Source organism: Neobacillus cucumis (genome assembly GCF_002860255.1).
Classification (GTDB): Bacteria; Bacillota; Bacilli; order Bacillales; family Cytobacillaceae; genus Neobacillus; species Neobacillus cucumis_A.
Map to the genome: position 1 here is coordinate 1 of NZ_PGVE01000044.1, position 20,753 is coordinate 20,753.

19 protein-coding genes and 1 pseudogene are annotated in these 20,753 nt (G+C 39.2%); 1 reads left to right on the forward strand and 19 read right to left on the reverse strand.

Features of this window, described 5'->3' with window-relative positions; translation table 11 throughout:
- Nucleotides 1–145 precede the first annotated feature (145 nt).
- The 19 genes and pseudogenes from CVD27_RS12015 to CVD27_RS12110 form a co-directional block, all read right to left on the reverse strand.
- Nucleotides 146–901, reverse strand: a complete 756-nt coding sequence (locus tag CVD27_RS12015; protein ID WP_101648151.1) for a M50 family metallopeptidase — start codon at nucleotides 899–901, stop codon at nucleotides 146–148.
- Nucleotides 902–1,125: 224 nt separating this feature from the next.
- Nucleotides 1,126–1,572, reverse strand: a complete 447-nt coding sequence (gene rpiB, locus CVD27_RS12020) for a ribose 5-phosphate isomerase B (protein WP_101648152.1) — start codon at nucleotides 1,570–1,572, stop codon at nucleotides 1,126–1,128.
- Entirely contained in the window at nucleotides 1,550–1,735 is a 186-nt protein-coding gene (locus CVD27_RS12025) for a GapA-binding peptide SR1P (protein ID WP_257984344.1), read from the reverse strand. The genes rpiB and CVD27_RS12025 overlap by 23 nt, the downstream gene beginning before the upstream one ends.
- Nucleotides 1,736–1,807: 72 nt before the next feature.
- Entirely contained in the window at nucleotides 1,808–2,764 is a 957-nt protein-coding gene (gene pfkA, locus CVD27_RS12030) for a 6-phosphofructokinase (protein ID WP_101648153.1), read from the reverse strand.
- Nucleotides 2,765–2,827: 63 nt separating this feature from the next.
- Nucleotides 2,828–4,159 carry an MFS transporter gene (locus tag CVD27_RS12035; RefSeq protein WP_101648154.1) on the reverse strand — a complete coding sequence of 444 codons (1,332 nt, stop codon included), beginning with the start codon at nucleotides 4,157–4,159 and terminating at the stop codon, nucleotides 2,828–2,830.
- A gap of 298 nt (nucleotides 4,160–4,457) precedes the next feature.
- The gene (locus tag CVD27_RS12040) at nucleotides 4,458–5,168 is read right to left on the reverse strand and encodes a FadR/GntR family transcriptional regulator (protein WP_101648155.1); all 711 of its coding nucleotides are present in this window, start codon (nucleotides 5,166–5,168) and stop codon (nucleotides 4,458–4,460) included.
- 72 nt (nucleotides 5,169–5,240) lie between these two features.
- Complete coding sequence (locus CVD27_RS12045; protein WP_101648156.1) at nucleotides 5,241–5,999, reverse strand: SDR family NAD(P)-dependent oxidoreductase; 759 nt, start codon at nucleotides 5,997–5,999, stop codon at nucleotides 5,241–5,243.
- Between the two features lie 24 nt (nucleotides 6,000–6,023).
- Complete coding sequence (locus tag CVD27_RS12050; RefSeq protein WP_101648157.1) at nucleotides 6,024–6,977, reverse strand: transketolase family protein; 954 nt, start codon at nucleotides 6,975–6,977, stop codon at nucleotides 6,024–6,026.
- Nucleotides 6,977–7,825 (reverse strand): annotated as a pseudogene (locus tag CVD27_RS12055) (transketolase); the annotation flags it as partial. The pseudogene CVD27_RS12055 and the gene CVD27_RS12050, both read right to left, overlap by 1 nt.
- Before the next feature lie 241 nt (nucleotides 7,826–8,066).
- Entirely contained in the window at nucleotides 8,067–9,398 is a 1,332-nt protein-coding gene (locus CVD27_RS12060; protein ID WP_101648159.1) for an MFS transporter, read from the reverse strand.
- Between the two features lie 105 nt (nucleotides 9,399–9,503).
- Nucleotides 9,504–10,529, reverse strand: coding sequence for a zinc-dependent alcohol dehydrogenase (locus tag CVD27_RS12065; RefSeq protein ID WP_101648160.1), 1,026 nt, complete (start codon nucleotides 10,527–10,529; stop codon nucleotides 9,504–9,506).
- 204 nt (nucleotides 10,530–10,733) lie between these two features.
- The gene (locus tag CVD27_RS12070) at nucleotides 10,734–11,423 is read right to left on the reverse strand and encodes a FadR/GntR family transcriptional regulator (RefSeq protein ID WP_180960245.1); all 690 of its coding nucleotides are present in this window, start codon (nucleotides 11,421–11,423) and stop codon (nucleotides 10,734–10,736) included.
- Between the two features lie 745 nt (nucleotides 11,424–12,168).
- Nucleotides 12,169–12,840 (reverse strand): PspA/IM30 family protein, encoded by a 672-nt coding sequence (locus tag CVD27_RS12080; RefSeq protein WP_180960246.1) that lies wholly within the window; start codon nucleotides 12,838–12,840, stop codon nucleotides 12,169–12,171.
- Nucleotide 12,841: 1 nt separating this feature from the next.
- On the reverse strand, nucleotides 12,842–13,246 hold the full coding sequence (locus CVD27_RS12085; protein WP_101648164.1) for a hypothetical protein: 405 nt from the start codon (nucleotides 13,244–13,246) through the stop codon (nucleotides 12,842–12,844).
- A gap of 183 nt (nucleotides 13,247–13,429) precedes the next feature.
- Entirely contained in the window at nucleotides 13,430–14,194 is a 765-nt protein-coding gene (locus CVD27_RS12090) for a sulfite exporter TauE/SafE family protein (RefSeq protein ID WP_101648165.1), read from the reverse strand.
- A gap of 147 nt (nucleotides 14,195–14,341) precedes the next feature.
- Complete coding sequence (locus CVD27_RS12095) at nucleotides 14,342–14,767, reverse strand: CBS domain-containing protein (protein WP_101648166.1); 426 nt, start codon at nucleotides 14,765–14,767, stop codon at nucleotides 14,342–14,344.
- A 195-nt stretch (nucleotides 14,768–14,962) separates the two neighbouring features.
- Complete coding sequence (locus CVD27_RS12100) at nucleotides 14,963–15,925, reverse strand: bile acid:sodium symporter family protein (protein WP_101648167.1); 963 nt, start codon at nucleotides 15,923–15,925, stop codon at nucleotides 14,963–14,965.
- Between the two features lie 157 nt (nucleotides 15,926–16,082).
- Nucleotides 16,083–18,071, reverse strand: a complete 1,989-nt coding sequence (locus tag CVD27_RS12105; RefSeq protein ID WP_101648168.1) for a glycoside hydrolase family 127 protein — start codon at nucleotides 18,069–18,071, stop codon at nucleotides 16,083–16,085.
- Nucleotides 18,072–18,093: 22 nt separating this feature from the next.
- The gene (locus tag CVD27_RS12110; RefSeq protein WP_101648169.1) at nucleotides 18,094–19,446 is read right to left on the reverse strand and encodes an MFS transporter; all 1,353 of its coding nucleotides are present in this window, start codon (nucleotides 19,444–19,446) and stop codon (nucleotides 18,094–18,096) included.
- A 284-nt stretch (nucleotides 19,447–19,730) separates the two neighbouring features.
- On the opposite strand from CVD27_RS12110, the gene CVD27_RS12115 reads away from it, so the two are divergent.
- Nucleotides 19,731–20,681 carry a helix-turn-helix transcriptional regulator gene (locus CVD27_RS12115; RefSeq protein WP_180960247.1) on the forward strand — a complete coding sequence of 317 codons (951 nt, stop codon included), beginning with the start codon at nucleotides 19,731–19,733 and terminating at the stop codon, nucleotides 20,679–20,681.
- The last annotated feature ends 72 nt before the right edge of the window (nucleotides 20,682–20,753 follow it).

The window sequence follows — 20,753 nt, forward strand, 5'->3', positions numbered from 1 at the left end:
TTACTCGGTCGTCTATCGCCTCGATTGACTACCTTGGTTCCCTCATCCTGATGGTATCTAAATTTAACAAAAAATAAAGCTGTTTTCTTTAAGAAAACAGCTTGTTCGATGCGAGATCATGACTTTGCCTATAACCATTTACTGCTTAAAACTTCCCACTGACCGTGGACCAGATTTGATTTTTCACATCCAGAAGTTGGTTTGTTAAATCCATATCTAAACTAAATGGAAGACTAATAAAATTCAGGGCAAAAAAGTAGCCTGCTAGTACTGTCTGACCAAACAAGATCAGACCCAAAACAGCTGCTGGAATCAATTTTGTTTGAACCAGGGCCGCTTTCCTTTTCGGATTACTTCTCTTCATAAAAGATTGCCGGCACACCTGAATTGCTCCAATAATTGATTGCACAAATAGAACCGATGCTAGGAAAATACTAAAATGAATGAGAACCGTTTCAAAGTTAACATTCACTGGTGAAACGACATTGTTGTAGCGGAAATAAATAGGCGCGGACAATACTACTACCACCGAAATCCCCCAGATCACGCCAAACGAATTGCGGATCCACAACAATAAGGCAAGCACAGCAAGTCCTAAATAAAGATAAATAACGTATTCATAGTATCCTCTAGTCACTAAATAGAACAAACCCATTGTAGCCATCGAAGCAGCCGAATAGCCGGCATATGCAATCAGGGCTTTTTTAAATGGGGACGTTTGGCTCCCCGTTGTCTGGCCTGAGCCATCTCGATAAAGATGGATTTTACCGCCCTCCAAGCAAGCACTAACCATCAAATTTACCAGATTATGAAAATGGGCAAAAAACACACTCAAAAAAGGAAGAAAACTCCCTGCCAATGCCACACCCAAATAAATAAAAATCAACGTAGACGTACTCAAAATAAAAACCCTCCTCCCTATGCTTCTTATAAAAAGAATATTAATAGAGAAAAGTGAAATCTTGGTGAAAGGACAGTGGAATCATGGGGACGGTTCTTGTGATTCCAAATTAGAGCTATAAAGGAACAAATAGCAGAACCCCTTCACACAATAAGTGAAAGGGGTTCTGCATTAAGTATGATCGAAAAACATTTGAGGAAGCAAGAGAACCGTCCCCTTGCTTCCTACGAATTTATTTCCTCATATTCTTTTATTTTATTGATGCGGTTGGCGTGCCTGCCACCTTCAAAGGGGGTTGTTAACCATATTTTTGCAATATCGCGAGCTAAGCCTGGGCCGATGATACGCTCCCCCATCGCTAATATATTGGAATTATTATGTTCTCTTGTTGCCTTTGCACTAAACGTATCGTGCGCCAGTGCGCAGCGTATTCCCTTTACTTTGTTTGCCGAAATACTCATTCCAATCCCCGTGCCACAAATTAAGATACCCCGTTCGACTTCACCACTTGCTACCTTTTCTGCTACAGGAATAGCATAATCTGGATAATCAACAGAGGTGCTACAATCACACCCTAAATCTATGTACTCCATTTTCATCTCTTCTAGCAGTGAGATGATCTCATTACGAATATTTATACCACCATGATCAGATGCAATGGCTACCTTCATCTATTTTACCTCCCAATGACTCTTCTTTCTTCTCTTGGAAACAATCCTGACACATTCCATACCACGTTTTAACGCCTTCTGTACTATCAACAATATCAATTACTTTATCACACACCTGACAGATAATCGTACCTTGTTTTTCCTCTAGCTTCGCACCCATCATTCGCTACCCCCGTAACTTTTGTTAAATTAAAATCCTTTTTGATACACATAACAATAAAGGGATATCATTTTACTAGCATAAAAGCTTTTCTAGTAAACTATAGTTATCTTGCTTATCAGCTATCTCAGAATTTACTTTTCCAAGTTGTTTATAAATAATTTTATTGTCCTTAATTCCAACAGCTAGACCCGACTCTCCATTCATCAGCAGTTCGACTGCCTTAACGCCCATCTTACATGCTAATACCCGATCAAATGCTGATGCATTTCCCCCTCTTTGTATAAATCCTAATGAGGTGGTTCTTACATTAATGTTTAACTTCTTTTCAATGTACTGCTGCAAGTCCTGTAAATCATACATTCTTTCTGTAACAATGACGAGGTTATCATTTTTTCCACTATTTATTCTTTGACTCAATTTTGAACAGATAGAATATAAATCTAATGGTTTTTCTGGAGTAGATACGATTTCTCCTCCACCTGCTAAAACAGAATATAAAGCTAAATCGCCGCAATATCTTCCCATTACTTCGACAATCGTTGTTTTATCATGAGAATAATCAGTATCTTTAATTTTACCAATACACTCCAATACCGTATTTAAAGTGGTATCAAATCCAATGGAATAATCTGTATAAGCTAAATCATTATCAATGGTTCCAGGTATTCCGACCACTTTCATCCCTAATTCATGTAATTTTTCGGCTCCTTTTAAAGATCCTTCCCCACCGATGACAATCAAGCAATCTATCTCCAAATTTTTTAATACATTTAAAGCCTTCTCTCGTCCTATTTCCTCCATGAATTCTAAGGATCTTGACGTTTTTAATATCGTCCCGCCTCTATCCGCAATATCTTCTACCTCTTGGGAAGTTAGTTTATGAATCTTTCCATCAATTAAACCCTGGAATCCATATTGTATCCCCATGATTTCCACTTGGTAGTGATTTGCTGCTTTTACTACTGCTCTTATAGCAGCATTCATTCCTGGGGCATCTCCACCACTAGTTAGGACTCCTAGTTTTTTCATGACCAATACACCTCATATGAATTCGGATTATTTAATGTTTAAACTCTGTAGTGATAGATTTTCTTAACTAGTTTTTTTCAATATATTTTCGTCACTCTTGCTTTGAACCTTTCCTGACTGTTTTACCAAGGAAACAACGATACAAGAACTTATGATCATGCTGACACCTAAGAAAATCATACTAGTATGAAAGGATCCTGTTGTATCCTTAATATAGCCCACAATGTAAGGGCCAAAGAATCCACCAAGATTTCCTATACTGTTGATGAGAGCTATAGCTCCTGCTGCTGCTGCTCCAGTTAAGAAGGAAGGCGGGATCGCCCAAAATGGAGCATAAGCCCCGAATGCTCCACATAGAGCAATGGTTAGAAATACAAATGATAAGATCACACTTGAATTAGATATATAGCTGCTAATAATCATGGCAGCAGCACTTACTGTTAAACATACCGCAACATGCCAACGTCTTTCATTTTTCTTGTCGGAAGAATTCCCAACTAGAATCATCGTGACCATGGCACAAACATACATAAGGCCTAAAATCCAGCCGATACTTTGATTGCTTAGTGCTGTTGCCTCAGACAAGCCTTTTGAGATGGATGGTAAAAACATGTTAATTCCGTAATAGCCAACCATCCAGCAAAAATATCCTGCAGATAAGATTAGAACATCACGGTCTTTTAAAGCCTGTAAGAACGTATAGTGTTTGATCTGCTGTTTTTCAAGTCTCTCTTTTGTTGTCACGTCAATTAACCATTTCTTCTCATCTTTGTTCAACCATTTTATATCTTCAATTCGATCATCAAGATAGAAAAAACATATAATCCCTAAGATAAGTGCCGGAATCGCTTCCAAAATAAACAGCCATTGCCAGCCAGCCAAACTTAACCAGTTAATACTCAACAAATAAGTAGAAAGTGGTGAACCTAATGCATTCGCACCGGGAATCGCCACCATGAATCCTGCAATCGCTTTTGCATGATGTTTCGTTTGATAAAAACTACTTAAATAAGCAACCATACATGGATAAAAACTAGCTTCAGCAACTCCCAAGAGAAAGCGTGCCATATAAAACTCCATCGGTGTTTTGACGAAAGCTACTAATATAGCAAGGATGGCCCATGTAACCATGATTCTACTAATCCATTTTCTTGCGCCTACCTTTGCCATCATTGCACTAGCTGGTACTTCTAAAAGGAAATAACCAAGGAAAAAGATCCCTGCTCCAAATCCAAATATAGCATTTGAAAAACCTAAATCTTTGTTCATTTGCAAAGCAGCAAATCCAATATTCACCCTATCAAGTATGGATATGGTAAAACAAAGAAACAGAAATGGAATTAATCTTAACGTAACTTTTTTAGTCGTTGAACTCTCAAGTGCAAACTGATCCAAAATAATTCCCCCTCATGTTGTTATCCCTTCCTTATTCCAAGCTTTATCTCAATTAAGGTTACAGGGAATTAAATTATCCTTGAAAAGTAGTTTCTCTAAGATGATAGAAGATTACTAAATTGAATTCATCGTAAACCTATACATCAAACGCTTTCAATAAAACTTTAAATATCCTTCGTTAACACCAATAGATAGGATGTTCATTTTGTCTACTTGTATACTAAGTTACCTTTTTGCATTAAGTATATCTTTGCATGTAAGGGTTGTCAATACGATTTGGAGTGAAACTTAATAAGGTTTAATCTTTCCAATAGCGATCATACAAGTTTTTCATATGTTTCTTCATAACTTCCACTGCCTCTTTTTCGTTGTGCTCCTCAATCGCTTTAATAAGTAATTGATGTTCCTTAAAATTAATGTCCCGATAATCCGGTCGAGTGACCGTTCGATCTCGAATGAATTTCCACATTTCTTGTTGTTTCATGGCATTACTGATAGCCGCCATAATGTTAATAAATAAGTCATTATGAGAGGCCTTTGCAATACTAAAATGTAATTTGTGGTCTGTTTCTGGTACATAAACTCCAGCCATTGTTTCTTTCTCCATCTCTTTGAGAGTCAAACGAAGTTCCTCTATGTCTTCATCCGTTGCTCTTTGGGCTGCAAATTTTATAATAAGAGGCTCAATAGTCATCCTTACTTCAACAATATCCTCTGGGGATATTGATTTAAAGAAAATGGCCGATTCAGAATGATCAAGTGTAATCTGATTACTTCTCACATAAACACCTTCACCTTGACGGGAATAGACGAACCCATTTAATTCCAATGCACTTAAGGCCTGTCGAATAGGAACACGGCTTACACCGAACAGTTCGCACAACTCTCTTTCGGCAGGCAGTTTATCGCCTTTTTTAAAGGAACCCAATTCGATTTCAGAAAGGATTTGATGATAAATTTGCATATATAATTTCTTACTGGCCACTGGATTAAAATTAATCACAACCACCCCTCTCCGTAAAGTGTTCATTGAAATTACACAGGCATTCCTGACTGGAATGCCTGTGCAGTAAGGATAAAATTAATCCATATGTGAACCACCATTAATATCAATTTCTTCCCCTGTAATGTAGGATGCTTCTTCTGAAACTAAGAAAGCAATCGTTGCCGCAATCTCTTCCGTCTCACCTGGTCTTCCCATTGGAATTCCATCGATCACTTTCTTTGCCTCATCTTCAGGAAGGGACTTCCAAATGTCTGTATTAACAAGACCTGGTGCCACACAGTTCACTGTGATTCCATTAAGGGCAACTTCACGAGCAAGATTCTTAGAGAATCCTAATACGGCAGCCTTTGATGCGGAATAGTGCGGCCCGCCAAATACCCCGCCGCCTCGTTTAGCGGAAACAGAGGAAAGACTAACGATTCGGCCATACTTTTGCTCTTTCATCGTTTTTAGTACGGCTTGGGTGCATAGGAACAGGCCAAACATGTTTACATTAAATACTCGGTTGATGTCCTCATAGGTCATATCTTCAACGGTTACCTTTTGTGAAATTCCAGCATTATTCACAAGGATATCAATTCTGCCAAAGGTTTCGAGAACCTTTTCTACCATGGCCTCATTCGATTCTTTACTGGTGACATTTAGTTCTACTCCTAAAGCCTTTCCGCCGGCTTCCTCAATCGCATGGACGGTATCCTGAATTCCTTCCATATTAAGGTCAGCGACAACCACTGCTGCTCCTTGTTTTGCAAGGGTTAATGCAATTGTGCGTCCAATCCCCTTTTTTGACCCACTGCCTGTAACGATTGCTACTCTATTCTTTAATTCAAACATGTTTCTTCTCTCCTCGATGATTTATTAGTTTTGGACTAAATTTTTTGCTGTAGTGACAATATTTTCAATCGTAATTCCATTAAGCTCTAACAATTTTTCATATGGGGCCGACTGTCCGAATTGATCTTGAACCCCAATTCTTCTCACAATCCCCTTGCCTTCCTCGGCCACTACTTCACATACGGCACTTCCGAGACCATTTAAAATATTATGGTCCTCAACAGTAATGATTTTGCCAATATTTAGGCAGTCAACGACAGCTTCCCGATCTAGCGGCTTTATTGTATGCATGTCTAACAGTTTTACAGATATTCCTTCTTCTTCTAATCGCTTTGCAGCTTCTAAGGCGAGATAGACGGTGTCACCATTTGCAATAATCGCGATATCTTTGCCGTCCTTGATCTGCTTCGCTTTCCCAATCGTAAATTCTTCATTTTCATCATATAACATCGGTACTGTATCTCTCGTAAAACGAAGGTAAACCGGTCCATACATTTCAGCCGCTTGTTCTACTAATTTTCTAGTAGAATAATAGTCAGCACCCATAATAACTGTCATATTAGGAATCGTTCTTAGTACGCCCATATCTTCAATACTTTGATGACTTGCCCCATCATTTGCTGGAGTAAGTCCGCCATGAGAACAAGCAATTTTTACATTTAGGTTCGGATAACAAATTTCTTGTCTGATCTGCTCCGCCATTCTTAATGAACCAAATACGGCGTAAGTGCTTACAAAAGGGATCTTACCAGTTGTCGCAAGTCCTGCCGCTAATCCTGCCCCATTTTGTTCAGCGATACCAACATTCACATGCTGATTTGGAAATTGTTTTGCAAATTCGGTGGTCTTACATGATTTACCGATATCAATATCCACCACATAAATATTTTTATTTTTTTCCCCTAAACGGACAATTTCATCACCGAATGCTTCTCTAGTAGCTTTTTTAAGTAAAATATCTTTTTCCATTAAGCTCATTATTTTAACCCTCCTACTACTTCTTCAATTGCATTCAGAAACTCGACATCATTTGGAGCGACCCCATGCCAGCCAACGGAATATTCCATAAAAGATACTCCCTTACCCTTTACCGTGTTCAGTACGATACATTTTGGCTTTCCATTTTTAGCTTCGCGAATCTCATCTAGTGTTTCAACAATCTCTTCCATCGAATGGCCATTGATTCTTTTCGTTTCGAAACCAAACGCCTCAAATTTCTTTTCTAAATCTTGGTTTGGCATAATCTCTTCGGTTGTACCATCAATTTGCAATCCATTATCATCAACGAATACAACTAAATTATCTAACTGATATTTAACAGCACTTTGTGCCGCTTCCCAAATCTGGCCTTCTTGACACTCGCCGTCTCCTAACATAGCGAAAACGCGGTATTTCTTTGAATCCCTTTTGCCTCCAAGTGCCATACCTACTGCACAAGAAAGTCCCTGTCCTAACGAGCCTGTAGAAATATCAATACCTGGGCACTTTTTCATATCTGGATGCCCTTGGAATGGAGAACCATACTTTCTTAAGGTGTAAATGGTGTCATATGGTACATATCCTCGTAAAGCTAATGCAGAATATTGGATCGGACAAACATGTCCTTTTGATAAAACGAACCGGTCACGATCTTCCCATTGGGGATTATTCGGATCAATGTTCATTTCTCTAAAATAAAGGGCCGTTACCACATCAGCTGCAGATAAGGAGCCTCCTGGATGCCCAGATTGCGCTTCGTGTATCATCGTGAGAGCTGTTTTCCTCATCTCAATCGCTTTTTGCTTTAATTCTTCAATACCAACAACTTTCATAGCAGTCACCTCATTTAATTTTGATAACCTTTTATATGGCTTGGTTGTGTTCTTGTCTACTTGTCTACTAAGTTAACTTATGAACTCAGTATAGCACCGTTTTCATATTTGTCAATAAAGTTTTTATATAAAATGGACCAATTGAAAAATGGATAAAACTCACCTGTCCTGATCTGGAAAGACAAAAAAACCCTCGGTCAACAAAGATTGTTATCCGAAGGTTGGAGACGGCTAAAGATATAGATTAATAAACTTTTTAACTAGTCTTTTCCAATTTTTTTTCGACATTCGACTTTAAAATCTTGCCTGACTGTTTTACTAAGAAAACAACAATACAAGAGCCCAGTATCAAACTTGCACCTAAGAAAACCATACTAGCATTAAATGATCCTGTTACATCTTTAATATAGCCAACAATGTAAGGTCCAAAGAAACCACCAAGATTCCCTATACTGTTAATAAGTGCAATGGCCCCTGCAGCTGCTGCTTCAGTTAAGAAGGATGGAGGAATGGACCAGAATGGAGAGTATGCACCAAATGCTCCACAAAGGGCGATGGTTAAAAAGACAAATGATAAAACAATACTGGTATTGGCCACCAAGCTGCTAATGATCATCGCAACCGCACTGGTTGTTAAACATGCCGCAACATGCCAGCGCCGCTCGTTCTTTTTGTCGGAATGGTTACCAACTAGATACATCGTAACCATGGCACAAACATACATGAATCCTAACACCCACCCCATTGATTGGGTACTAATGGAAGTTGCTTCTGTTAAACCTTTTGAAATGGTTGGTAAAAACATGACAATTCCGTAGTAGCCGATCATCCAGCAAAAATATCCAACCGATAAGATTAAAACATCACGATCCTTTAAAGCCTGCAAGAATGTATAGTGCTTTACTTCCTGTTTTTGAAGCTTCTCTTTTGTTGTGATGTCAATGAGCCATTTTTTTTCGTCTTTATTTAACCATTTTACATCTTCAATTTTATCATCAAGATAGAAATAGCAAATGATACCTAAAATCACGGCCGGAATCGCTTCCATAATAAACAACCATTGCCATCCCTCCAGTCCAAACCAGTTAACTCCCAGTAAGTAAGTGGAAAGTGGTGAACCTAATGCATTCGCACCTGGAATAGCAATCATAAATCCAGCAATCGCCTTTGCATGATGCTTCGTCTGATAAAAACCGCTTAAATAAAAGACCATACATGGATAAAAACTAGCTTCAGCAACACCTAAAAGAAATCGCGCTGTATAAAATTGCATCGGAGTTTTTACAAAAGCCATTAAAATAGCAATGATGGCCCATGTAACCATGATTCTACTAATCCATTTTCTTGGTCCAATTTTCGTCATGATGGCACTGCCCGGTACCTCTAAAAGGAAATAACCCAAGAAAAAGATCCCTGCTCCAAATCCAAAAACGGCATTAGAAAAACCTAAATCTTGGTTCATTTGTAGTGCGGCGAATCCAATATTCACCCGATCTAGTATCGATATGGTAAAACATAAAAATAAAAACGGAATTAATCTTAACGTCACCTTTTTAGTAGTTGTACGTTCCAATTGAAGTAGATCCAAAATAATTCCTCCTTTAATTCTCCCTTAGAATACTTGCAAACCCTTACATTATTCTCTATAAAAGATGGATGCACATAGCTTTAAAGCTGCAAAGATATGGAACATTTAATATTTCAATAAAACCTTTATAACATTCTCTAATTTTTGATCAACTATATTCATAGCATCCTTGATAGCTTCAATTGGTATCACCTTTGATATAAGCAAAGAGGTATCAAAAAAGTTTGCTGCGATTGCCTCTGCTGCAATCTCAAAATCCTCTCTCACATACATGTTAGACCCCATTAATTCGATCTCTTTATTTTGAAGGTACGAAATGTCGATTTCTGGTTTCTTGCCAAAAAGAGCTACTTCAGATACTTTTCCGCCTCTTTTGACGATCCTGAAGGAATCATTCAGTACGGATGGAATACCCACAGCAATAAATACGGTGTCTACCCCTTCACCATCTGTCTCTTCCAATATTCGTCCAACTGCATCCTCATCATTCGTATTAATTGGGGAAGTGGCACCCAGTCTTTTGGCAATCTCTAGATTATAATCTAATGCATCTGTTATGAAAATCTCGGTTGCGCCTGCGTTTTTTGCAGCTATCATTAAACCCAAACCTATAGGGCCTGCTCCGAGAATAGCTACTTTATCCTTCTGCCCTACACCAGCCTTTCTCACAGCATGAACGCCCACTGCAAGGGGTTCGATTAGGGCACCCTGTTCATACGATACATGATCTGGTAACTTTACAATGGTGTTTTCCGGAACAACAATATATTCACCAAAAGAACCGATCCATTCTTGTGTACCTAGCACCCTTTTTTCTATACAAATATGATAATTGCCAGCTTTACACGTTTTACATTCACCACATCCATAATGAGGCTCCACAGTAACTCGATCCCCCACTGAGGTACCCAAGACGTCTGAACCTGTTTCTACAACCACCCCTGCAAGCTCATGTCCAGATATAACGGGTGGGATTCGAAAAGGATGTGTTCCATGATAAGCATGAATTTCGGATCCGCATATTCCAGTTACGACCACTTGAATTTTAACCTCGTTCGCATGCTTTATGACCGGTGAACCAACCTCATGTAAAACAATCGAAAATGGTTTATCAATGACTGCTGCTCTCATATTCTCCCCCTTTGTTTTAAATACTTTCTCCCTTTTCCAATTTGTCTTCTTGTTCACTTGTCTACTAAGATGTTATGTAATTAATATACTTTTCTTGATTTTGTTTGTCAATAAGTCTTAAAAAAAATAAAAAAATTCCCCATCACTATTTTGGATGGGGAATTTAGCGTATTCGTACGATACTGTTTTGAAAGGTTGAGTCAACTAATCCTTCCAATACCGATCATATAAATTTTGCATATGATTGGTCATAATTTTCACTGCTTCTTTTTCGTTACGATCCTCGATTGCCTTAATAAGTAATTGGTGTTCTCTGAAATTAACGTCCCGGTAGTCTGGTCGTGTTACCGTCCGATCCCGAATAAATTTCCACATTTCCTGCTGTTTCATCGCATTGATAATATCAGCCATGATGTTGATAAATAAATCATTATGAGAGGCCTTGGCAATCCCACAATGTAATTTCTCGTCTGTTTCTGGTACATATACTCTAGACCTAGTTTCCTCTTCCATCTGGTTTATGGTTGAGCGAAGCTCCTTTATGTCTTCATCAGTTGCTCTTTGGACGGCAAATTTAACAATTAGCGGCTCGATGTTCATTCTTGCCTCAACAATATCTTCAGGTGATATGGATTTAAAAAAGGATTGGTCAGTTGCAAGCTGAGTGCTTTTCACATAAACACCTTCACCTTGACGGGAATATATTATGCCATTTAATTCTAAAGCGCTCAGGGCCTGCCGAATTGGAGCACGACTTACACCAAACATTTCGCATAGTTCCCTTTCAGCTGGCAGTTTATCACCTATTTTAAATGTACCTGCTTGGATTTCTGAAAGAATTTGATTATAAATTTGCATATATAATTTTTTGCTGGATACTGGATTAAAATTCATAATAATCACCTCTTTTTACATTATGTCTGTTGTATCCTAAGTAAGTAATTAGACATGTATAATTATAATGATATTTATTCAAAAGAGCAATGAACTAAATAGTTAACCAAACCATAATGTACCAATTTCTAATTAATGTTAACAAAGTATTCAAACATTTAAAGGAAATTATAGGGGTTATGAATGGTGTGGGGTGATTGGCTACCCTCGGGGCTTTTTTTCCTCTTGGTCGGTCGTCTATAATGGTCATTGGCTACCTTTGGCTCTCCTTTTGCTCTCCTTTGGCTCCTGTTCGGTCGTATATGGCGGTCATTGGCTACCTTCATCGCTCCTTTGGCTCCTGCTCGGTCGTCTATGGCGGTCATTGGCTACCTTCATCGCTCCTTTGGCTCCTGCTCGGTCGTCTATGGCGTCCATTGACTACCTTGGGCTCTCCTTTTGCTCCTGTTCAGTCGTCTATGGCGTCCATTGACTACCCTGAGGGTCCTTTTTGCTTCTGCTCGGTCGTCTATAATGGTCATTGGCTACCTTTGGCTCTCCTTTTGCTCCTGCTCGATCGTCTATAGCGGTCATCGGCTACTCTACCAAGCGTAAAAAATCAGCCTGTCTTCATTGCTAAAACAGCCCGACCAATACGAGATAATTGCCAAATTATCTTGATTACCCCTTACTGCTTAAAACCACCACTAACTGCCAGATAGAAAGAGAAGCACCACCCTAGACGGTGGTGCTTCTCTCCCTTGAATTATAAAACGGCTACTTTTTCGTTCTTTAACTTTTCAATTTCCTTGTTTAACTCTTCATCACTCATAAACGAATCGTATGCCGCATCAAACTTTGCTAATGGAGCCGCAAACTGGTTACCTGCTTGAGCTTCTGCTTCCATCATTAAAATCTTCTCTTCCGCTCGGGCTACCCCTCTAGCAATATCATCCGTATGGAAAGAAACTGTTACTTTTTGAATTTGTTTCATGGACTGAGCTACATTCGCACGTGACGCTAACAAGATTTTCTTTTGCTGCATTTGGTTATACGTATCTTTCAATTGGTCCAATTTTCCAACAAGGATTTGAGTTTGTCCCTTAATCGACTCTAATTGATCCACATAAAGTTGTAACTGGTTTTCTTTGCTTAGCTTTTCTTGTACAGCCAGTTTTGCCATGGCCTCGTCGCCTTGCTCAAGTGCTAGTTTCGCCTGACGCATACGCTTGTCCACCAATGCTTTGGTTTCTTTAATCAGTGCCTCTTGTTTTTTCTCTACAAAAATTTGTCGAGCTAAGGCTTGCTGCCCTTTTGTAATTTCCTGTTCCATTTCTCGAGAATACTCATTTAGCATGGCAATCGGATCTTCCATTCCGTCTAATAATCCGTTAATTTCCGCCATTGTAATGGTCTTTAATCGTTTAAAAATACCCATGTTATTCATTCTCCTTTTTAGTTAAAATATTTTTTTCCCATTGATCCAAAATGCTAGCATTTTGGTTGGTTACTGGTATATGCGAACCTACAAGAGAGGTGTCAATAAACTGTTGCATAGAAGAAGCTTTTGACTTCTTTTTAAGCCATCTTACTAGAAGCACTAGAACAGCTAGTCCAATAATAAGGAAAGCCCATGGGAATCCTCCTCCGTGGGGAGCGCCATTCATCATCTGCTGGTGGCCAAACCCGCCTTGCATCCCCATTCCACCAGGACCATGTCCGCCATGTGGACCTCTCGCAAAAGCGCTGCTTCCTCCTAGTAAAAAGTGGAGTACGTTAATCACCAAAACGGTAGAAGCGATGAGCACACCCCAGAAAATACCCTTTCTGACCTTTGTATTCATCTCTTTGTTTCCTCCTTTCGTTATCTGATGTAATGAATAGTAAAGGGGAATGGTGAAAAGTTGGTGAAAACAGACCGTTATTTTTTAAAAAAAGGAGGGATTTACAAAATTAAATTTGAATTCTATTGAAATTAACTTCGAAAATAAAAAAAGCCAGCATAAAATATGCTGACTTTCTCTTGATTATATTAACTTGATTCCACTCACAAAAATTAAGACAGCCACAACAGCCCTAAGTGGTCTTGTCGGAACCTTCGCAGAAATCGTACTTCCGATCAATACTCCTGGAATGGAGCCCATTAGTAGATTCCCTACAAGCGTATAGTTCACATTGCCAAAACCAACATGAAGTAATCCTGCTACCGTAACAAGTAGAAACGCATGCGTAATATCCGTACCAACCATCTCGGATGTCTTCATTTTATAAAGATAGATCATCGCGACAGCGAATAATGAACCGGAACCTAATGAAGTGAGTCCGACAATAAATCCAAAGAAGACACCAATTAAAACCGTTAAAAGCTTCTTCTCGCTCAGAGGCTTGGTCTGCCAGCGATTAGGGCGAAGCTTTTTTTCCATAAAGGTTTTGAAGATAATAGCAACGGAAACAAAGATGAGCACATAACCAAGGGCGTGTCTGATAATTTGTTCTTGATTATGGTAGGATGCTTCAAAGTAATGAAGACCTCCGATAGCAATGGCCGCACTTGGGATACTCCCCATCGCTAAATACTTAACCATCTGGAGATTCACTGTTTTTTGTTTCCAGTGTCCAAACACACCGAACAATTTGGTAATCGAGTTATAGACAAGGTCTGTACCCACGGCTATCGAAGGATTCACCCCTATTAAAATTAATACAGGTGTCAGAAGCGCAGCTCCGCCCACTCCAGTCAACCCTACCAAAAAACCGACCAATAAGCCCATCAATGCAATTCCTATACTCATCTTTGCACACGCCCTATCCTAATTCCAAGTATTTATATAGGATTATAAATAATTATATGCAACTTGTAAATAACAAAGTTTTTAATAGATTCAGAGAATTCCTGCCAAAAGGAAAATCCGGCCCCATTTAGAGCCGGATTACTAAAGTTATTTATTAGGTTCGGATGGAACCGAGATTTCCTTAAGTGCTTCTCCAGCCTCATCACTCGACTGATTATTAACAGCTAAATCACCCAGAGAGACCATTCCAACCAATTTTTCATTTTCCACGATCGGAAGGCGGCGAATTTGTTCATGGGACATGATTTTTGCAGCTTCCTCAATGGACATGTCCTTAGTCCCTTTCACTACCATATTTGTGGCTAATTCAGAAACAGTAGAATCATCCGAAAGACCATTGGCTAATCCCTTTATGACCAGATCGCGGTCAGTAATAATTCCCACTAATTTTTCATTTTCACAAATCGGAATCGCACCTACATCCAGTTCTTTCATTTTCATGGCTGCTTCCTTACAAGTACTTTCAGGAGTACAGCAATCCACATCCGTTGTCATTACATCAGCAACATTCATTTTTATGCCTCCTTTATGACTTCTTATTCGTTTCATACCCGCCCTATTTTATTGTTAAACATGGCTATTCTTTTTTACGGTTTATTTCTTTGGCTTATATTTTCGTTGCTCTTTCATTCATTCAGTCCGAATTCCACAAAAATCCTGATCTATTCTACAAAATAAAAAACCCCCCAGCTGTGGGAGGTTTCTAGATTAGGCTATATGCTTGCTGCTATTTGCGTTTTCATTCTTATCCTTCATCCGGCTGAATAGATTCGCGAGAACCGAGCCAGATAAGTTATGCCACACACTGAAAATGGCGCTTGGTACCGCCGCTAATGGCGAGAAATGAGCGGTAGCAATTGCCACTCCCAAACCAGAGTTTTGCATACCCACTTCCATTGCTACTGCCTTTTGTTTCGCAAGGTCCATTCCGCATAAACGGGCAAAGAAGAATCCAATCAAGAATCCTAACAGATTGTGAAGGATGACCACTCCAAAAATAAGTAGACCCGTTTCGGCAATCTTTGCTGCACTGCCTGCAACGACAGCAGATACAATTAATACAATCGCAATAACGGAAACAAGCGGCAAGGCCTTGGCACCAGCTTGGGCCTGTTTTCCAAAGAATTTTTTAATAATAAAACCTAACGCTAACGGAACAATAACCACTTGTACTATCGATAAGAATAACGATGCCACACTCACATCCACCCATTTACTAGCAAATAGAAGAATCAGTAATGGCGTTACAACTGGTGCTAGAATCGTAGAAACAGAGGCAATCGCTACAGCCAGTGCCACATTTCCTCTTGCTAGAAACACCATCACGTTAGAAGCGGTTCCGCTTGGGCAGCAGCCTACTAAAATAACCCCAACAGCGACTTCCTTCGGTAAATCTAATCCAACGGCCAATAAAAAGGCTAACAGCGGCATGATGACAAAGTGCCCAATGACTCCAAGCGCTACTTCTTTCGGCCTTCTAAGTACCTCTTTAAAATCCGATAATTCTAGTGTCAGGCCCATACCAAACATAACTATGCCTAATAGAGGAACAATATAGCCTCCTAACCACACAAAGTGACTTGGAAATTGGAACGCAATAACCGCAAAAACTAGTACCCATAATGTAAATGTCTTCCCGGCAAAGCTGCTGATTTTCTCGATGACCTGCATAACAGGACCCCCCCCCTGTAATTTTTTCGCTTTTCTAAATAATTAGTCTTTCACTATATTAGAATAAATTTTCAAAAAAATCAATATTTTCTTTAGGATAATATTTTCCACAAAAAAAGCCCTGAACAGGATCCATCCTGCCAAAGGCTTCACTAAACTACTCCTTTGCTACCCAAACCTGCATTTCTCCAGAAGCTCGGTTTGCCCAGCAATAATAAGGTATGAAAGTCACTTTCTTTTCTTCATATTCTTCGTCTAGATCTGTTGCATATAACTGATTTTCCCATTCCTCTTGGACCACCCTCTTTTTGGCCGTTACTTCAATCACACCCACTCCGCCAAAAAGGTTCTCCTCAAACCGATAGCTAAATGGCTCAGTTTTAGGAATCCGAATAAGATGCAGGTTATCTCCATTATCGACCTCTTCTAAACAATAAATTAATGGGCCGCGCTGGATCGCAATTTTATTTACATTTGCTTTTACATAGGGGTTCGCTGACCACACCTGAATATTCATATCAAGGGATACGAGCAATTCCTCATTGCCTTGCCATTCTCGGTCAATTATGACATAACCATTGTGCGGCTGTTCCTTTATTTCTTCTCCATTTAGATAGAGCTTATAGGTTTTGGACCAACTTGGGATTCGAACCGCCAATCCAAAGGCAGCAGGCGCATCTGGTTGGATAAGAAACTTGATATCTCCGTCCCATGGATAATTTGTTTCTTGCTGCAATTCAATTTTTGTACCATTGACCACCACGCTAGATTGATTAGTTAAATACAGGTTCGTATAAATCACGTCATCCTTAATGGAATAGATATATTTATTGAGCGAAGTCAACATACGCGCTAGGTTTGGCGGGCAGCAGGCACACCCAAACCATTCTGGGCGTGTTACCTTCACATGACTCTTTCCAGGGTCGTTGACACTATTTTTCGGATTCACCTCTAATGGATTCACATAGAAAAAATGCTTACCATCTAAGGCCATCCCGCTTATTACAGTATTATAGAGCGCCCTTTCTAATGTATCGGCATAAGTACCATCGGCTTCATTTTTCAGCATATTATAAGCAAAGAAGATCAAGCCAATCGATGCACAGGTTTCACAGTACATCGTATCATTGGGTAAATCGTAATCAGAGGTAAAGGCTTCCCCATCAACCGTTGAGCCAATCCCGCCCGTAATATACATTCTTTTTTGAACAATGCTCTTCCAAAGTTTGCGGCAGGCGTCTAACATTTCCTGATCATGACTTAAATACGCTACATCTGCCATTGCAGCACAAAGATAGACGAGTCGTACGGCATGTCCCTCTGCACTCTCCTGTTCCAAGATCGGCTTATGTGCCTGGTAATAGCTTAGCGGCCGATGGGTCATTCCCTCAATCACGTGTCTTTTACCGGTATCTTCTTTTCTTTGCCGCTCAAAAAAGGTCGTGTCTGTTCCGCGTTCATACAAGAAAAATCTACTTAACTCTAGGTATCTGCTTTCACCTGTAAGCTGATAAAGCTTGGCTAACGCTAGTTCAATTTCTTCGTGACCATCATAGCCTTTGATTTTTCCTGGCTCATCTCCAAAGCTCGCTTCAATACAATCCGCTAATTTACAGGCAATCTTTAAAGCCTTTTCATTTTTAGTTGTTTCATAGTAAGCCACTGCTGCTTCAATATAATGGCCGGCGCAGTATAATTCATGACTTTCCGCTAGCTTTTTGAATCTTCGCTCCGGCTCTTCAATTGAAAAATAGGTATTTAAATAGCCGTCTTTTTCTTGGGCAAGTTCCAATAAGTCGATCACTTCGTCTGCGAGATACTTTAGGGACTCATCATAAGTATGATGCAAGGAATACGCTACTGCTTCTAACCATTTATACACATCACTATCCTGAAAGACCCATCCATAGTGATTACCTTCTTTTAAACCGGCAGCAATTTTAAAATTTTCAATAGCATGGCTTTTTTCAGATGGAATCGTTTCGTCATTTCGCTCTTTCTCAATTGTGATATTAGCCCGATCATTTAGGACATCCCATTGATAGGGAATCATTTCCTTTCTAACAATCTCTAAATAACGAGACCAAAATGGATCATTAATTTTCACCTCATGCAGATGAAGAGGTGCACTATTTTTTACAGTCATCACAAACATCCTTTCAATCTATTTAACTAGCCTTTTTAGCTGTTAAGTCGTTGCGGATTTGAAGTTCATTTTTTTCATATTTTCGATAGAAAAGCATTGGGATAATCCCAAGCGCAAAAATAATGGTTGGCAGCCAGATAAACGAAAACTGAATTCCAAAAAGGGAAGCATGTGTTTGCGCGGCGTTCGGAACATAGCCAAAGGCAGCCATCACTTGAGTTGGAATAAAACCGCCAATCCCTGCTCCTGCTTTAATACAAAAGGCACTGCCGATGGCCGTTAAAAATCCGCTGGCGCGAATTCCCGTCTTCCATTCCCCATAATCCACCGTATCTGACAGCATCGCAAATGGCATCGAGCAAGCAATTCCAGAGCCAATGCAGCCAATTATCCAGCCAATGATAATAACGCTGAGTGCTGTTCCTGCAAAGGACATGATGACCTGCCCTATCGCTGCGAGGACAAAACCAATAATCATCGTCGAACGCTTCGAGGAAAACTTCACAATAAACGGAATCGCCGCCATCCCGATGACTTGGATAATCGAAATCCCATTAATCAGCGGAACTAAATTCTTGTTACCGATATTATATTGAAAATAATAAACAAGGGTAGAAGTTCGAACAGTTAGCGCAATCCAGAATAATAAATTGGCAGATACGATAATAAACCAAGGCCAGTTCCCTTTAATCGCTTTAACACTCGTTTTCACTGGAATTGCTTTAATTTTTTCGGTATTGATTTCTTTTAAGTCGACAAAGGCAATAAGAAACATAATGACCGCAATGATGGCAAATAAACCGACAGTCAGTGTGAATCCCTTTTGATCGTTACCGCCTCCAAAAAAAGCAACTAACGGAAGCGTAAATGTAACAGCAGCAAAGTTACCAACGTTTCCGCCAACCATTCGGAAGGAATTCAAAATGACGCGTTCGTTCGGATCCCTTGTTAAGTTTGGCAAGATTGAGGTAATCGGTATCGCAATCCCCGTATAGCAAATCCCCGCTAAAATATAAGTGGCCGTCGCATAAACTACTTTCCAAGTTCCATCAAGATGTGGCGTGGTGAAGGTTAATACTGTGAATAATGCAAACGGAATACACATCCAAAGGAAATAAGGGCGGCTTTGACCGTGTTTAGATTTGGTCCGGTCAATAATAAATCCCCAAATCGGTGCATCGACTGCATCTATTAATCTTGTTAGAAGTAATAAGGTCCCCGCTACCCCTACTGATAGACCGAAAACATCTGTATAAAAGTACAATAAATACCCGCCGATAATGCAGTATAAAAGGTTACCGCCGGTATCGGTTAATGCATAGCTGATCCGTCTATGAAACGGAACTTTGTCTGATAATAGATTAGTGTTAGCCATGTCTGTAGCCTCCAAAGTATTAATGTTTTTTTATAATGGCCATTATTTTAAAAAAGTAAGGTACCTTTATCTTTTCTCTATTGTAAGCGCTTAGTCACCGTGGAGAGAACTGATAAAAATACACTTTTGGTGTTCTTTTCCGACATATTAAAAGAATAAATAAACCGTTTTATTTACATTTTATATGTTATAATGACAGCTGATAACGTTTTCCTCTCTATTTTAGTGGCTAAAACCGATTTTTGGTATATGAAAATAATTCCTGCTTGGATAGGTGATAAATGATGGATTTAATATGGAAAATAAATATTGAAAGGCCGCTAGCCTATTTTAAATCCGGCCAATTTGTAAGTGCCGAGGATTGGAAGCATAAGGAAATGCTGTTGAGTAAAGATTTTGAGTTAATCATTGGATTACAACAATCAATTTATATACAAGTGGGAAACTTGCAATACGAAATACAGCCTGGTGATGTATTACTCATCCCTCCTGGTGTACGTTATTTTGGTTATTATCCATCTCAAAAGGGAGCAAGTTTCTTCTGGCTTCATTTTTTCCCAAGGGTAGAAGCGGTGACCTACTCAAAAGAAAAATTAATCAACCATTTAATGGCCTCTGAAATTAACACTCATAAGGCAGCAATTAATAATTCCATATTTCTGCCTGATTTCTTTCGTGTCACGTTTACAGATAAACCTTTTATATTGATGAAGCAAATTTTAGACATCGCGAATGCCTCCTACTACAGTACTTTTGCCGTGGATTATTTAGTGACGGAACTATTAATAGAATTGACGGAACAGTACCAAAAACAACTGCTGCAAAGCACTACCAACCCTTCGGAGAATTCGCAGAAGTTTGCCCAGATTGTCGAATGGATTCGTGTCAATATTTACGAGGACTTATGTGTTAAGGAGGTAGCCGATACCTTCTCATTTAATCCTGATCATTTAACCCGTCTTTTCAAAAAAAATATCGGGATGAGTACCATTAAATACATCAATACATTAAAGCTAAAGAAAGCAAAAGAGCTATTATGTACTACGAATAAATCGATTAAAGAAATTTCCTATGAGTTAAATTTTAAAGATGAAAAATATTTTATGAAGCTATTTAAAAACTATGAAGGGATTACGCCAAGTCAATTCCGTGATGCCTATACCCATACCTACATTAATACGATTTCGGTCGACCCAGATATCCCGATTCCATCACATTTATCTCATTCTTCCTAAATTGGAAAGATTAGTAGATATTTCATCTATGCATTTTTCGAAAATTTTATATATAATTAAAATTATATTTTT

What these genes read in the sequence shown, in the direction of transcription:
- rpiB (WP_101648152.1), bottom strand. Translation starts at nt 1,572, where the DNA reads ATGAAGGTAGCCATTGCATCTGATCATGGTGGTATAAATATTCGTAAT.
- CVD27_RS12025 (WP_257984344.1), bottom strand. Translation starts at nt 1,735, where the DNA reads ATGATGGGTGCGAAGCTAGAGGAAAAACAAGGTACGATTATCTGTCAG.
- pfkA (WP_101648153.1), bottom strand. Translation starts at nt 2,764, where the DNA reads ATGAAAAAACTAGGAGTCCTAACTAGTGGTGGAGATGCCCCAGGAATG.
- CVD27_RS12045 (WP_101648156.1), bottom strand. Translation starts at nt 5,999, where the DNA reads ATGTTTGAATTAAAGAATAGAGTAGCAATCGTTACAGGCAGTGGGTCA.
- CVD27_RS12050 (WP_101648157.1), bottom strand. Translation starts at nt 6,977, where the DNA reads ATGAGCTTAATGGAAAAAGATATTTTACTTAAAAAAGCTACTAGAGAA.
- CVD27_RS12065 (WP_101648160.1), bottom strand. Translation starts at nt 10,529, where the DNA reads ATGAGAGCAGCAGTCATTGATAAACCATTTTCGATTGTTTTACATGAG.
- CVD27_RS12070 (WP_180960245.1), bottom strand. Translation starts at nt 11,423, where the DNA reads ATGAATTTTAATCCAGTATCCAGCAAAAAATTATATATGCAAATTTAT.
- CVD27_RS12080 (WP_180960246.1), bottom strand. Translation starts at nt 12,840, where the DNA reads ATGGGTATTTTTAAACGATTAAAGACCATTACAATGGCGGAAATTAAC.
- CVD27_RS12085 (WP_101648164.1), bottom strand. Translation starts at nt 13,246, where the DNA reads ATGAATACAAAGGTCAGAAAGGGTATTTTCTGGGGTGTGCTCATCGCT.
- CVD27_RS12090 (WP_101648165.1), bottom strand. Translation starts at nt 14,194, where the DNA reads ATGAGTATAGGAATTGCATTGATGGGCTTATTGGTCGGTTTTTTGGTA.
- CVD27_RS12095 (WP_101648166.1), bottom strand. Translation starts at nt 14,767, where the DNA reads ATGAATGTTGCTGATGTAATGACAACGGATGTGGATTGCTGTACTCCT.
- CVD27_RS12100 (WP_101648167.1), bottom strand. Translation starts at nt 15,925, where the DNA reads ATGCAGGTCATCGAGAAAATCAGCAGCTTTGCCGGGAAGACATTTACA.
- CVD27_RS12105 (WP_101648168.1), bottom strand. Translation starts at nt 18,071, where the DNA reads ATGACTGTAAAAAATAGTGCACCTCTTCATCTGCATGAGGTGAAAATT.
- CVD27_RS12110 (WP_101648169.1), bottom strand. Translation starts at nt 19,446, where the DNA reads ATGGCTAACACTAATCTATTATCAGACAAAGTTCCGTTTCATAGACGG.
- CVD27_RS12115 (WP_180960247.1), top strand. Translation starts at nt 19,731, where the DNA reads ATGGATTTAATATGGAAAATAAATATTGAAAGGCCGCTAGCCTATTTT.